The 13,885-nt window shown below is 35.3% G+C and carries 15 protein-coding genes; 10 read left to right on the plus strand and 5 right to left on the minus strand.

What is annotated here, in order from left to right:
- Positions 1-44: 44 nt before the first annotated feature.
- Positions 45-1,031, minus strand: coding sequence for an octaprenyl diphosphate synthase (gene ispB / locus ACGH6S_RS03070; RefSeq protein ID WP_174799337.1), 987 nt, complete (start codon positions 1,029-1,031; stop codon positions 45-47).
- A gap of 156 nt (positions 1,032-1,187) precedes the next feature.
- Here ispB and ACGH6S_RS03075 point away from each other — a divergent pair, with 156 nt between their 5' ends.
- Positions 1,188-2,015: a TonB family protein gene (locus ACGH6S_RS03075; RefSeq protein ID WP_411578320.1), complete on the plus strand. Its 828-nt coding sequence runs from the start codon at positions 1,188-1,190 to the stop codon at positions 2,013-2,015.
- 63 nt (positions 2,016-2,078) lie between these two features.
- On the opposite strand, the gene pepP is transcribed toward ACGH6S_RS03075, so the two are convergent.
- Positions 2,079-3,398 carry a Xaa-Pro aminopeptidase gene (gene pepP, locus ACGH6S_RS03080; protein WP_411578321.1) on the minus strand — a complete coding sequence of 440 codons (1,320 nt, stop codon included), beginning with the start codon at positions 3,396-3,398 and terminating at the stop codon, positions 2,079-2,081.
- Between the two features lie 33 nt (positions 3,399-3,431).
- Positions 3,432-3,983 (minus strand): UPF0149 family protein, encoded by a 552-nt coding sequence (locus tag ACGH6S_RS03085; RefSeq protein ID WP_174799334.1) that lies wholly within the window; start codon positions 3,981-3,983, stop codon positions 3,432-3,434.
- Positions 3,984-4,127: 144 nt separating this feature from the next.
- On the opposite strand from ACGH6S_RS03085, the gene ACGH6S_RS03090 reads away from it, so the two are divergent.
- The 4 genes from ACGH6S_RS03090 to crr all read left to right on the plus strand — a co-directional run bounded on the left by ACGH6S_RS03090 (position 4,128) and on the right by crr (position 7,144).
- The gene (locus ACGH6S_RS03090) at positions 4,128-4,460 is read left to right on the plus strand and encodes a hypothetical protein (RefSeq protein ID WP_065589712.1); all 333 of its coding nucleotides are present in this window, start codon (positions 4,128-4,130) and stop codon (positions 4,458-4,460) included.
- A 133-nt stretch (positions 4,461-4,593) separates the two neighbouring features.
- Positions 4,594-4,851, plus strand: coding sequence for a phosphocarrier protein Hpr (gene ptsH / locus ACGH6S_RS03095; RefSeq protein WP_034911114.1), 258 nt, complete (start codon positions 4,594-4,596; stop codon positions 4,849-4,851).
- Between the two features lie 52 nt (positions 4,852-4,903).
- Positions 4,904-6,631: a phosphoenolpyruvate-protein phosphotransferase PtsI gene (ptsI, locus tag ACGH6S_RS03100; protein ID WP_085166005.1), complete on the plus strand. Its 1,728-nt coding sequence runs from the start codon at positions 4,904-4,906 to the stop codon at positions 6,629-6,631.
- A 9-nt stretch (positions 6,632-6,640) separates the two neighbouring features.
- The gene (gene crr / locus ACGH6S_RS03105) at positions 6,641-7,144 is read left to right on the plus strand and encodes a PTS glucose transporter subunit IIA (protein WP_065574261.1); all 504 of its coding nucleotides are present in this window, start codon (positions 6,641-6,643) and stop codon (positions 7,142-7,144) included.
- A 78-nt stretch (positions 7,145-7,222) separates the two neighbouring features.
- Here the strand turns inward: crr and pgi are convergent, their stop codons facing one another.
- Positions 7,223-8,872, minus strand: coding sequence for a glucose-6-phosphate isomerase (pgi, locus tag ACGH6S_RS03110; RefSeq protein ID WP_296318059.1), 1,650 nt, complete (start codon positions 8,870-8,872; stop codon positions 7,223-7,225).
- A 310-nt stretch (positions 8,873-9,182) separates the two neighbouring features.
- On the opposite strand from pgi, the gene fmt reads away from it, so the two are divergent.
- On the plus strand, positions 9,183-10,145 hold the full coding sequence (gene fmt, locus ACGH6S_RS03115) for a methionyl-tRNA formyltransferase (RefSeq protein ID WP_174799331.1): 963 nt from the start codon (positions 9,183-9,185) through the stop codon (positions 10,143-10,145).
- A gap of 43 nt (positions 10,146-10,188) precedes the next feature.
- On the opposite strand, the gene tehB is transcribed toward fmt, so the two are convergent.
- Positions 10,189-11,049 (minus strand): SAM-dependent methyltransferase TehB, encoded by an 861-nt coding sequence (tehB, locus tag ACGH6S_RS03120; protein WP_174799330.1) that lies wholly within the window; start codon positions 11,047-11,049, stop codon positions 10,189-10,191.
- A gap of 190 nt (positions 11,050-11,239) precedes the next feature.
- Here tehB and fabI point away from each other — a divergent pair, with 190 nt between their 5' ends.
- The 4 genes from fabI to ACGH6S_RS03140 all read left to right on the plus strand — a co-directional run bounded on the left by fabI (position 11,240) and on the right by ACGH6S_RS03140 (position 13,877).
- Positions 11,240-12,028 carry an enoyl-ACP reductase FabI gene (fabI, locus tag ACGH6S_RS03125; protein WP_034911124.1) on the plus strand — a complete coding sequence of 263 codons (789 nt, stop codon included), beginning with the start codon at positions 11,240-11,242 and terminating at the stop codon, positions 12,026-12,028.
- 167 nt (positions 12,029-12,195) lie between these two features.
- Positions 12,196-12,771 carry a peptidylprolyl isomerase gene (slyD, locus tag ACGH6S_RS03130; protein WP_085166009.1) on the plus strand — a complete coding sequence of 192 codons (576 nt, stop codon included), beginning with the start codon at positions 12,196-12,198 and terminating at the stop codon, positions 12,769-12,771.
- Between the two features lie 176 nt (positions 12,772-12,947).
- Entirely contained in the window at positions 12,948-13,619 is a 672-nt protein-coding gene (gene radC, locus ACGH6S_RS03135) for a RadC family protein (RefSeq protein ID WP_065589719.1), read from the plus strand.
- A gap of 54 nt (positions 13,620-13,673) precedes the next feature.
- On the plus strand, positions 13,674-13,877 hold the full coding sequence (locus tag ACGH6S_RS03140; RefSeq protein ID WP_034911129.1) for a SlyX family protein: 204 nt from the start codon (positions 13,674-13,676) through the stop codon (positions 13,875-13,877).
- The last annotated feature ends 8 nt before the right edge of the window (positions 13,878-13,885 follow it).

Below are 13,885 nucleotides of genomic sequence, written 5' to 3' on the forward strand. Positions count from 1 at the left end.
TGTTTGAGTATAAAAAGCATATATTTAATTGATTTATTGGCTAGTTAGTTTTCTCTTTTTACTGACAATAAGGCAAGATCTTGTAACGCTTGTTTATAAGGCGAATCAGGTAAAATTGCGATAACGTCAAACGCTTTTTGCGCTTCTTTTTGAGCAGTTTGTAACGTAAAATCTAGCGAACCACATTCGTCCATGATGTTTAAAATACGATCTAATAATTGTCGACCATTACCTTGCTCTATTGCTTGGCGTATTAATGCCGCATCTTGGGCGTTTTTTGTGTGGTGCATAGCATGTAAAAGCGGTAGAGTGGGCTTGCCTTCGTTAAGATCGTCCCCTAAATTTTTACCTAATTTTTGGTTGCTATCAGCACTATAATCGAGTAGATCATCAATGATTTGAAAGGCTGTGCCTAAATATTTTCCATATTCTTGTAGGGCGAGTTCTTGCTCCTCACTAGCTCCAGCTAGGACAGCAGCAGAATGCGATGTTGCTTCAAATAGACGTGCCGTTTTTCGATAAATTACATCTAAATATTGTTCTTTTGTGATATCTGGATCGTTACAATTAATCAACTGTTGTACTTCACCTTCAGCTATTACATTGGTTGCAGCCGACATGATCGTCAATACTTTGAACGATTCTGTACGTACCATCATTTGAAAAGAGCGTGTGTAAATATAATCGCCAACTAATACGCTCGCGGCATTGCCAAAAAGTGCATTGGCGGTTGATTTGCCTCGGCGTAAATCGGATTCGTCAACAACATCATCATGCAATAAGGTGGCGGTATGAATAAATTCAATAAAAGCAGCAGTGATAATATGTTTATCGCCTTGGTAGTTGAGTGCTTTGGCTATTAATAATGCGATAACAGGGCGTATACGTTTGCCACCACTACTAATGATGTAATTGCCTAATTGATTAATTAAAGCCACATCAGAAGTTAGTTCTGCCTGTATTGCCTCATTTACTTTGACTAAATCATTTTTAACAAGATCGAGTATTTGATTCATTGATGGAGTATTCATCAGCCTAACCACTACAAATAATAGATATTTATTTTCTATTATCTGATAAATATCTTTATGCAACAAGGTTTCATCTATCTTATTTTAAAATAATACTACAAATGATAAGCATTTTCATTTAGAATAACTGTCATTAAGTTAAATATGATTATTATTATGAAGATTAACTTTGATATAGATCTCGATAATACTAAGGCCCCTTTGAGTCCAATTAAAAAAAAGCCTAAAAACAACTATGTATGTACATCAGTTTCTGTATTGTCGCATCTTATCTTATTTGCTCTGCTCTTTAGTTCTGCCTTGTTTGCTAAAAATGTTGCTGTTGATGAAGGCGATAATGCGATTAAAGCTATTATGGTCGATCTATCCCAATTTGCCGCCCCTGAACAATCATTAGTTGAAAATACTCCAGAAATTCAAGGTGCGGAAAATAGTGAACTGATCGATAACAAACAAATTGAAGAAAAACCAATTGATCCTGTTGTTGAACCAGAAGTGGTTAAGGAAGAAAATCCTAAATCTATTCTCGAAAAAATATCTAATAAATCAACAGTTGAGCCCCAAAAGGAAGTTGTAGTAAAAAAAGATAAAAAGCCGAAAAAAAAGCGCAGGTCAGTCCAAAAAGCTTCTCATAAACAAGTTAGGCAAGAAGTGGTTAGTGATAATTTGGCAAATACCTCTGTTGCACCCAAACTTTCAGATAATCGCCAATATTCAGGTAATCCTTCTCCAATTAGACGGAATCAACCTGAGTATCCACGCCGAGCGCTTGATATGCGCTTAGAAGGCTATGTGGTAGCAATGTTTGATGTTAACAGCGATGGGCGAGTTGAAAATATTCGCATTGTTGAAGCAAATCCTAATAATATATTTAATCGTTCGGTAATAAATGCCATGAAAACTTGGAAGTACAAATCAATTCCAGCAAAAGACCTAAAAATTAGAATTATTTTTAACCGTGATAAATCAATTAAGTTGGATTAATAATTAGGTAGATGAAAACAAAAAACCGTAATTTTTATTTTAAAAATTACGGCAACGACACAATTAATGAGTAAATTTATTTTCCATTAATTTTTCAATTTCAGCTGGGTCTTTTGGAACATCACCTGTCAGAACTTCATTTCCTGTGTCAGTAATTAAAATGTTATCTTCGATCCGAATACCGATACCTTTATATTGTGCTGGTACATCTGATTCTTGATTAATATAAAGCCCTGGTTCAACGGTCAATACCATTCCTGGCTCTAAAATTCGATCTCGTCCACTACCAACATCATGTACATCAATACCTAACCAATGGCCTAAACCGTGCATGTAATATTGTGTATAAGCTTTATTAGCAATTAAGCTATCAACATCACCTTGCATAATCCCGAGTTTTACTAAACCTTCTACCATCGTTCTTATAACTTGATTATTGACTTCCATAATTGAAGTGCCCGGTTTAAATAATTTAATGGCTTGATATTGTGATGCTAAAACGATGTTATAAATTTCAAGTTGAGCTTGGTTAAATTTGCCATTGATAGGAAAAGTGCGAGTTATATCGCCTGCATAGTACTGATATTCACAACCCGCATCAATTAAAACTAAATCGCCATCTTTTAACTGCTGACTATTATTTTCATAATGTAGTATACATCCATTATTACCACTACCAACAATAGTGTTATAAGATGGTGCTCGTGCGCCATGCCATGCAAATTCATGCAAGATTTCAGCTTCTAGTTGATACTCATACATATTCGGTTTACATTTTTGCATTGCTCGAACGTGAGATTGTGCGCTGATTTTGCAAGCCTTGCGCAATATTTTTATTTCAAAATCTGATTTAAACATGCGCATTTGATGAACTATCGGTCGCCAATCGATCGTGCTGTTTGGTGCATAAAGATTTAATCTACTCCCTTGTCGCAGCGTATTCATTGTGCGATTTACAATGCTATCGGCATATTGATACTGTTGGTCAGCATGGTAAACCGCCGTTTTGCCATTTAATAAATCAGGTAATACTTTTTCAATTTCATCAAATATATAAGCTTCATCAACAAAAACCGTCTTTAATGCGGCATCTTGACCTAAACGGTAACCAGTCCAAGTCTCTGCTAGCGTATCTTTGGGGCGATTAAATAATATGTATTTAGTTGTATTATCTTTTTGTTTAACTACTGCAAATACCGCTTCTGGTTCAGAAAAAAGTGTAAAATACCAAAAGTCGCTATTTTGTCGATATGGGTAGTGGGTGTCATTACTCCTCGTCATTTCTGGAGCAGCAAAAAAAAGTGCAACACTATTTGGTATCATTTGAGCTAGTAATTTTTCTCGACGTGCAAAAAGTTCTGTTTCGATATCAGTATTTATCATTGTGATGCCCCTGAAGATGTAATGTTATTAATATCAATGGATTGTTGGAGGTGTGTCAGCCTCATTAAATTCGTTAAATTCATCAAAACATAGCATAGAAGTTATGCGAACATACTCTTTTATCTCTTCAAAAGCAAAACCAAGCTCTTGTTGATCTTCATTTTCATCATAGCCTAGTTTAACAATTTGACGTAGGTCATAAATAGCTTCACCAACATCACCTTTGATGTGGTTAATTTTAGGTTGCACAAGTCCAATACCAAGTAAAAAATGATTTACCCAACCAACTAAATCATCCAGTTGTGTATATAAATCTTTGTCGCTAAGTAATAACTGAAAGCTGAAATCTTCTTCAAAAAATTGCTGTTTGATAAGCGCATAAAGTTGGCTAATTTTTTCATCTAATGATGTTGGCATTTTTTGACCATTGTTTAACATATCCTCAACTAATGGACGCCAGCTCTCGTCATTGTTACCTCCAGCTAATATGCCTGAAAGAAAACCATGTAACTCAGCAGCGGTAATGCCTATTTTATTTTGGATTAATTGGCGATTAAATTCGTCGTAATTAATAGTATCTGACATAAACTTCCCCTAATATTATTACATCAAGAAAAATGCACTCTGCACTTTCTTCAATTATTAGTATATAATTTGCATCTAATTATAAATCATAAACAGATTGCTTTGCTTTATAAAGGAATTATTTTGAACATTATAGGATTTATCATGAAATTTTCACTGCAATTATTATTTTTTGCAGGATTAACATTATCATTAACCTCCTGTAGTTCGTTTTTATCGAATAAAGGCGTAATTGTCCTTGATGTGCAAGATAAAATACATACCTATGTAACCAGTCAAGACTTACCTAAATCTTATAAATTGGGTAATAGTGAGCAGGAATTACAGCGATTCGAGGCTTTCTGTAGAGAGGAGATCCGCATATCACAACTTGATGGTAGTGAAGAAATCGTTTTTGAGAATATTAAACATGGAATCCATGGACAGGTAGAATTTAAAAAATGTAGTGATAAAGTCACTCGTATCTACCGATACTGATAAAGTATGGCTATCTTAATATGATAGCTAATACGACGACTTAATATAAAAGATCGATGAAATCTTACTAGCCTTTCAGGCAGTTTTTATTTATATTGGTCGGTGAAACAAAATATTTTGGGAGTAAAATAATATGTATAAACAAGATGTAACTATTACTGCATCTAACGGTCTTCATACCCGCCCTGCTGCACAATTTGTTAAAGAAGCAAAGAACTTTAATGCAGAAATTACTGTCACATCTAATGGTAAAAGTGCGAGTGCTAAAAGTCTGTTTAAGTTACAAACATTAGGTTTATCACAAGGCACAACTATTACCATTTCTGCCGAAGGTGAAGACGAAAAAGAAGCAGTTGCTCATTTAGTAAAATTAATTCCTGAGTTGGAATAATAACTCCCGATTAGCTATGAACGGTTTTAAAATAGAATAAGGATTAAATGTTATGGTATCAGGTACACTTGTTTCCCCCGGTATCGCTTTTGCTAAAGCGCTATTATTAAAAGAAGAGCCTATTGTTATTAGTAATAGGCAAATTCTTGATAACAAGATTGAGGCTGAAATTGAGCGCTTCAAGGAAGCTCGCCAAAAATCAAGTAAACAGCTACATACGATTATGGAACGAGCAAAATCCACATTAGGCGAAGATAAAGCGGCCATTTTTGAAGGGCATATTATGCTTCTTGAAGATGAGGATCTTGAACAAGAAGTTATTTCTCGTATTCAAAGTAAACATTCAACCGCTGATGCCGCTGTTCAATCTGTATTTGAAACTCAAGCTAAAGAATTAGAAAATCTAGATGATGAATATCTAAAAGAACGTGCCGCAGATATTCGTGATATTGGTAAACGTTTACTCAAAAATATTTTAGGTATTGAAATTGTTGACTTGAGTGCTATTAGCCAACCATGTATTTTAGTTGCAACCGATTTAACACCTTCTGAAACAGCTCAGCTAAACTTGGATATGGTGCTAGGTTTTATTACTGACGCTGGTGGACGCACCTCACATACTTCAATTATGGCTCGCTCTTTAGAGATACCAGCTATCGTCGGAACATCTAATGCAACTCAAGCAATCAAACATGGCGATTTTGTTATTTTAGATGCTATAAATAATGCTATTTATATCAATCCAGATCACACAACTCAAGAAAAATTAAAACAAGTTCAAGCTAAATATATTAGTGATAAAGAAGAACTAGCTAAATTGAAAGATCTACCTGCTGTAACCCTTGATGGCCATCAAGTAGAAATTTGCGGTAACATTGGTACAGTGCGTGATATTGCAGGTGCTGAACGTAACGGTTATGAAGGTGTTGGTCTATACCGTACTGAATTCTTATTTATGGATCGCGAAGCTTATCCTGATGAAGAAGAACAGTTTAAAGCATATAAAGAAGTAGCTGAATCAACCAATGGTTTATCGGTAATTGTCCGTACCATGGATATTGGTGGCGATAAGGATATACCTTATATGCATTTACCAAAAGAAGAGAATCCATTCTTAGGTTGGCGAGCAATTCGAATCTGTTTAGATCGTAAAGAAGTACTTCATGCACAACTACGCGCAATTTTGCGTGCATCAGCATTTGGTAAATTGCGCATTATGTTCCCAATGATTATTTCTGTTGAAGAAATCCGAACATTAAAATCCGAAATCAATACTCTTAAAGAACAATTGACTGCTGAAGGCAAATCATTTGATAAAAATATTGAAATCGGTGTAATGATTGAAACTCCTGCAGCCGCTGTGATTGCACATCACTTAGCCAAGGAAGTAGACTTTTTTAGTATCGGTACCAATGACTTAACTCAATATACACTTGCCGTTGACCGTGGTAACGAATTAATTTCTCACCTTTATAATCCGTTTTCGCCTTCAGTGCTAACTCTGATTAAAAATGTTATCGATGCTTCTCATAAAGAAGGTAAATGGACAGGTATGTGTGGAGAGCTTGCTGGTGATGAAAGAGCCACAATCTTATTGCTTGGTATGGGACTTGATGAATTTAGTATGAGTGCAGTATCAATTCCTAAAATCAAAAAATTAATTCGCAATACTAACTATGAAGAAGCGAAAAAATTTGCTGATACTGTATTAGAAAAAGCAACTTCTAAAGAAATTATTGATTTAATTGAAAATTACACTGCTGAAAAGCAAATTTGTTAGGAGGCAATAATGGGTCTATTCGATAAAATTAAGCAATTCGTATCCGATGATAATAAAAACAGCATCGAGATTATTGCTCCCTTAAGTGGCGAAATTGTCAAAATCGAAGATGTACCAGATGTGGTTTTTGCTGAAAAAATCGTTGGTGATGGGGTAGCAATTAAACCTTCTGGTAATAAAATTGTCGCTCCATTAAGTGGAAAAATAGGCAAAATTTTCGAAACCAACCACGCTTTTGCTATAGAATCGGATGAGGGCATTGAGCTTTTTGTTCACTTTGGTATTGATACAGTAGAACTAAAAGGTGAAGGCTTCAAACGAGTTGCTGAAGAAGGTCAGCAGGTAAAAGTAGGAGATACTATTATTGAAATTGATTTACCTTTACTTGAAAGCAAAGCCAAATCCGTATTAACTCCAGTGGTTATTTCTAATATGGAAACCATAATAGAATTAAATAAATTATCTGGCGCTGTCGAAGCAGGTAAAACTCCAATAATGCGTGTGAAAAAATAATTTTTTCACTATTATAAAAAACCTTCAGTTTTAGCTGAAGGTTTTTTTTATATTATAACTTATCTTTTTTAATAATACTTAACGCCATTTTTTGTATTGGTTGATTAAGCTATTGGTTGAATCATCGTGAGAGCTAACTGGTTTATCATCTGCTAATTCAGGTAAAATACGTCCAGCAAGTTGTTTACCAAGTTCAACACCCCATTGATCAAAACTAAATATATTAAGAATAACTCCTTGAGTAAAGATTTTATGCTCATACATCGCAACTAAGGCACCAAGAGTATAAGGTGTAATTTTTTTCACTAATATTGAATTAGTTGGTTTATTACCTTCAAATACTTTAAATGGTACAACAGATTTCACTTCATCAAGATTTTTTCCTGCAGCTATGAACTCTTGCTCGACCTGTTCTCTTGTTTTACCAAAAGCTAAAGCTTCAGTTTGAGCAAAAAAGTTAGATAATAATTTTGGGTGATGATCTCCAACTGGATTATGGCTTATTGCTGGCGCAATAAAATCACAAGGGATGAGTTTAGTACCCTGGTGAATTAATTGATAAAATGCATGTTGACCATTGGTTCCTGGTTCGCCCCAAATAATTGGACCTGTTGTGTAAGGTGTTTTATTACCGTTGCGATCGACACTTTTACCATTTGACTCCATATTTCCTTGTTGGAAATAAGCCGCAAAACGGTGCATGTACTGATCATATGGTAAAATAGCTTCAGTTTCAGCACCACAAAAATTATTGTACCAAATACCAATTAATGCCAGTAACGTTGGAATATTTTTATCAATTGGTGCGTTTTGGAAGTGCTTATCCATCGCATGGCCACCAGCTAAAAATTGTTTGAAGTTATCAAAACCAATTGATAAAACAATCGATAAGCCAATTGCCGACCAAGATGAATAACGTCCACCAACCCAATCCCAAAATTCAAACATATTAGCTGTATCAATACCAAATTTTTCAACTTCTTTAGCATTAGTTGAAAGTGCAACAAAGTGCAAAGCAACTGCTTTATCATCTTTAGCAGCATCAAGTAACCATGCTCGTGCTGTTTGTGCATTTGTCATAGTTTCTTGAGTGGTAAAAGTTTTGGATGCAACCAAAAATAAAGTAGTTTCAGGATTTAAGCCTTTTAACGCTTCAACGATATGTGTGCCATCTACATTTGATACGAAATGCATGTTCAAGTGGTTTTTGTAAGGTCGTAGTGCTTCGGTAATCATTACTGGCCCTAGATCCGAACCACCAATACCAATATTGACCACATCAGTAATGGCTTTACCAGCGTATCCTTTCCATTCACCATTAATGATTTTTTTACTGAATGATTCCATCTTAGCTAAGACAGTATTAACATCATCCATCACATTCTTACCATCAACATAAATTGGTGTATTTGATACATTACGTAATGCAACATGTAATACAGCTCGATTTTCTGTACGATTAATCTTTTCACCACTATACATGGCTTTAGTAGCACCAATTAGATCGCATTCATCAGCTAGCTTATAAAGCAACTCTAGCGTCTCTTGTGTCACTCTATTTTTAGATAAATCAACCAAAAACTCTTCTTCAAAAGGAATAGTAAGCTTTTCAACACGTTTTGGTTCTTCTTTCAGAATTTGTGCAATGGTTTTATTGTGGTGTTTTTCGTAACTAGCTTGAAGGGATTTCCAAGATTGGGTTGTTGTTGGATCAATTGATTTTAACATAATTTATTCCTTAAATAATATTGCATTATAGCCATAATATAACTATGCCTAACATGATGCAAGATAAGGATCTCATCGATTAAAATAATTCGCTAGAAACCCATAAAGCGTTTTTTCTGAAATCATTTGTAACGTTTAATCGTATTAAATTAGAGGGATAATTACACAACATAACCTAATGTATATAAATATTATCAATATTTATACCAACTAAAGATGTTTATCATATCCATGAGTTTTTTTGATTAAAGATTCTCACTAAAATTTCGGGTATAATTCAGATAAATTTTTGATTATGGACATAACGCTTATGCCACATGCAACTAAACCTTTAAATATTATTTTTGCAGGTACACCCGATTTTGCTGCAACTCATTTAAAAGCTCTTATTAACTCACGCCATAATGTAATTGCTGTTTTTACGCAACCAGATCGCCCTGCAGGTCGTGGTAATAAATTAACAGCAAGCCCTGTTAAACAATTAGCTGTTGAGCATAATATTCCTGTTTATCAACCAGCAACGCTTAAATCCGAAGAAAATCAAAAAATCATTGCTGAATTAAATGCTGACATTATGGTTGTTGTTGCTTATGGACTTATTTTGCCACAAGCTGTACTTGGTATACCTAGATTAGGTTGCTTAAATGTGCATGGTTCGTTATTACCCCGTTGGCGAGGTGCTGCGCCAATTCAACGTGCATGTTGGGCAGGCGATGAAGAAACAGGCATTACCATTATGCAGATGGATGCAGGGCTTGATACGGGTGATATGCTTTATAAGCTTACCTGTCCTATTGAGCAATCCGATACTAGCGCATCACTGTATGAGAAACTCGCAAAACTCGGTCCCCAAGGCTTGCTTGATACATTAGAGTTAATCACTGAAGGAAAAATCCAACCTGAAAAACAAGATGAGGCGCAAGCAACCTATGCCGAAAAGCTGTCAAAACAGGAAGCTAAACTTGATTGGAATTTGCCTGCCGTGCAACTTGAACGTTGCGTTCGGGCTTTTAACCCATGGCCAGTGAGTTATTTTGAGGTTAATGGTGAGCCTGTAAAAGTATGGCAAGCCCATGTGGTAAAAATGGATTCAAAACAGACGGCTGGCACAATTTTGCAAGCCAATAAAAATGGCATTTGTATTGCAACCAGCAACGGCGCATTGAATATGATACTTTTGCAACCTGCTGGGAAAAAACCGATGTCTGCCCAAGATTTGTTAAACTCACGCAAGGCTTGGTTTACGGTCGGCGAAAAATTAAATACACGTTAATCGATTAATGTATAAAATTACAGGATGCTATATCCTGTAATCGTTATCGTTTTTTAGCCAATAAGGTTGCAAACCTTAATTTGATTCTGTTTCCATGTATATCCGTTTTATGCAATTGTCCAACATCTTCATTATATTTTAGTATTTCCCAATCTTGGTAATATTGGCGCAATTCGTTTTCTTTAAAAGTAAATGAAAACCCAACAGAGCAAGGGTAATCAGGCGTAGACATGGCGCTGACAATTAAATTATATCCCCCTGATTTGGTCATTTTTTGCATGTTATTAATAATAGCTGGAATTCTTTCGGGTTGTAAAAACATCATGACAACAGTCGAAAAAATAAAATCATATTCGCCCGGTAAATTTGCTTGATTGATATCGTAAACCATTGCATTAATGTGCTTAAGGTTATCATCATTAATGATTTTTTGTAAGTTTCCAATACTGAGCTCTGATTTATCAATCGCGGTAACATCAAAGCCTTGTAACTGCAAGTAAAGTGAATTACGACCTGAACCACAACCTAAATCCAATGCCTTTCCTGTTTGGATAATCTTTGTTGCGTTAATTACCTCGGAGTGGGTTTTGGTCATTTGGTATTTTTTTTGAGTATAATCCTCAGGCAAACAGTAAAATGCTAACTGGCACTGTAAGTCATCTGATATTTCGGCTATACGGTGCCATTGCTGTGGCAATATAAATGGCGGTTGCTGCTGAGTATCAAAACAATGCTTAGTAATCACTTCGCCTTGTTCGGTTAACATTTCAAAACCAATACTTCCTTTTAAAATTTCTAACTTCGCCCATGTACCAATTTGGGTATTATGCTTTTGACGCAACAACGCAGGTAATGTATCAGCATTCCAAATAGGCAATGTTTTGTAACAAACTAAATTATTCAAATTGGTACCTCCTATAAAAAAACAATAATTGACTATTATAGTAGGATATTAATATGGTAAACAATCATTTATTTTAGACAATAAAATAAAAACCTATCAACGAAAATAAATTTATAGTGGCGAAGTTGGCTTGATCAACATATAATCGTCATCATCCTAGACTATATAGTGAAAATTAGAGGAATAATTTATGGGATTTTTAACAGGTAAACGTATACTCGTTACGGGTGTTGCAAGTAATCGTTCAATTGCTTACGGTATTGCACAAGCAATGCATCGTGAAGGCGCTGAACTCGCTTTTACTTACCAAAATGATAAATTAAAAACACGCGTTGAAGAGTTTGCCGCTGATTTTGGTTCTAAAATCGTTTTACCTTGCGATGTTGCTCATGATGAAAGCATCTCTGAACTATTTTCTGAACTTGCAAAAACTTGGGATAAATTTGATGGTTTTGTTCATGCTATTGCTTTCGCACCAGGTGATCAATTAGATGGCGATTATGTTAATGCTGTTACCCGTGAAGGTTTTGCTATTGCTCACGATATTAGCTCTTATAGCTTCGTTGCTATGGCTAAGGCATGTCGTTCAATGCTAAATCCAAATTCAGCATTAGTGACACTTTCTTATCTTGGTGCTGAGCGTGCAATCCCTAACTATAATGTAATGGGACTAGCTAAAGCCTCACTAGAAGCAAATGTGCGTTATATGGCAAATGCTATGGGGCCTGAAGGTGTCCGTGTTAATGCAATTTCAGCAGGCCCTATTCGTACACTGGCGGCATCGGGTATTAAAGATTTCAAAAAAATGTTATCTCACTGTGAATCAGTAACACCAATCCGTCGCACTGTGACAACCGAAGATGTGGGTAATTCAGCAGCATTTTTATGTTCAGATTTAGCATCAGGTATTACAGGTGAAGTCATTCACGTTGACGGTGGATTTAGCATCGCTGCGATGAATGAATTAGAACTTAAATAAGCTGCTCTCAGTGTGTGTGAAAAAGGCGCTAAACCATAAATGTTTGCGCCTTTTTTATTTTATTTTTTGGTAAGTTTTGAACAAAAATATAAAATTTAGAATACTTATACTCTTTTTTCCGTTAAAATCTAATGTAATTTGCTCAATAAAAGTTTGTTGGAGAAAAAATGAAAATAGCAAAAAATACAGTGGTTAGTTTAGCATACCAAGTTCGCACTAAAGACGGTGTTTTAGTTGATGAAGCAACTACGACAGCGCCATTAGAATATTTACATGGTGCAGGTAACTTGCTACAAGATCTTGAGAACGCATTAGATGGTCACCAAGTTGGCGACAAATTTGACGTTGAGCTAATTAATGCTTACGGGGATTTTAATGATGCTCTTGTACAAAATGTTCCTCGTGACGTTTTTGTTGGTGTAGATGAACTTGAAGTCGGTATGCGATTTTTTGCTGATACCGAGCATGGTTCTTTACCCGTTGAAATCACCGCTATCGATGGCGATACCATCACTATTGATGGAAACCATATGTTAGCTGGACAAGATTTACAATTTAACGTTGAAGTATTGGCTATTCGTGAAGCTACTGAAGATGAAATTGCTCACGGGCATATTCATGGTGAGCATGGTCATGATCACGGACATGGCGGTTGTGGCTGTGGTGGTCATTCTCATGAAGACGAAGATGATGAAAACACAGGCTGCTGTGGCGGTGGCCATGGTGGCTGCGGTTGTCACTAATTCTTAATTAATTTAAATTAAATTTTAAAAGCGCTATATAGCGCTTTTTATTTACTTCTGTTTTGTGTTTTTGCTTAATAAGTTGTGAAACAACTCCCAATATTTTAAATTATCATTTTGCTTTGCTAATTTTTCCTTTAATAATCTTTATTTTACGATTATTGGGATCTGCAACTATGCCTTCACAACCAATAGCATTAATGCCGCGTGAAAAGCTTTTAAAATTTGGCGTTGAAGCACTCAGTGATACTGAATTACTTGCTCTTTTTTTACGCACTGGCACTCGAGATTTGCCTGTTTTGGAACTGTCACAAAAGCTATTAAATGAGTTTGGTTCTTTTTATAATTTAATTAATGCAAGCCATAGTGATTTTTGCAAGAAGAAAGGATTGGGAACGGCTAAATATACACAATTGAAAGCAGTTGTTGAACTTTCTTATAGATATTTAAAAGTTAAAATGACTACCGATAATTTTTTGACATCGTCATCTTTGACACATCACTATTTAGCTAGTCGATTGGCTAATAAAGATCGTGAAGTTTTTATGGTTATTTTTTTAGATAATCAAAATCGCGTCATAGCATCAGAAGATATGTTTGTCGGTACCTATAATTGTGTTGAAGTCCACCCAAGAGAAGTTGTTAGACGAGCATTACAACATAACGCAGCCGCATTGATTCTAGCTCATAATCATCCTTCAGGTGTGGCAAAACCTAGTCAGGCAGATCGCCATCTTACACAAAAAATAGAAGAAGTTTGTGAATTGGTTGATATTCGAGTCATAGATCATATTGTTATAGGTAAAGGTGAATATTTCTCTTTTGCAGAGCATGGATGGATTTCGTAGCTATTTTTACTTACAATGTAATTTAATCAACTAATCTATATATGAATTTATTTTATGAACCAGCAATTAGAATTACTTGAAACCAAAGTAGCTTTTCAAGAAATCACCATTGAAGAACTTAATCAAATGGTAACTAACCTTCAAGCTGATGTTAGCAAATTAAAAGAACAATTGACGTTATTGTCTCAAAAACTACAGGCAACACAACCTTCAAACATTGCTAATTTATCTGAAGAAACACCACCACCTCACTATTAATTGTATTT

This window comes from Gilliamella sp. BG3 (assembly GCF_046635605.1).
Classification (GTDB): domain Bacteria; phylum Pseudomonadota; class Gammaproteobacteria; order Enterobacterales; family Orbaceae; genus Gilliamella; species Gilliamella bombi.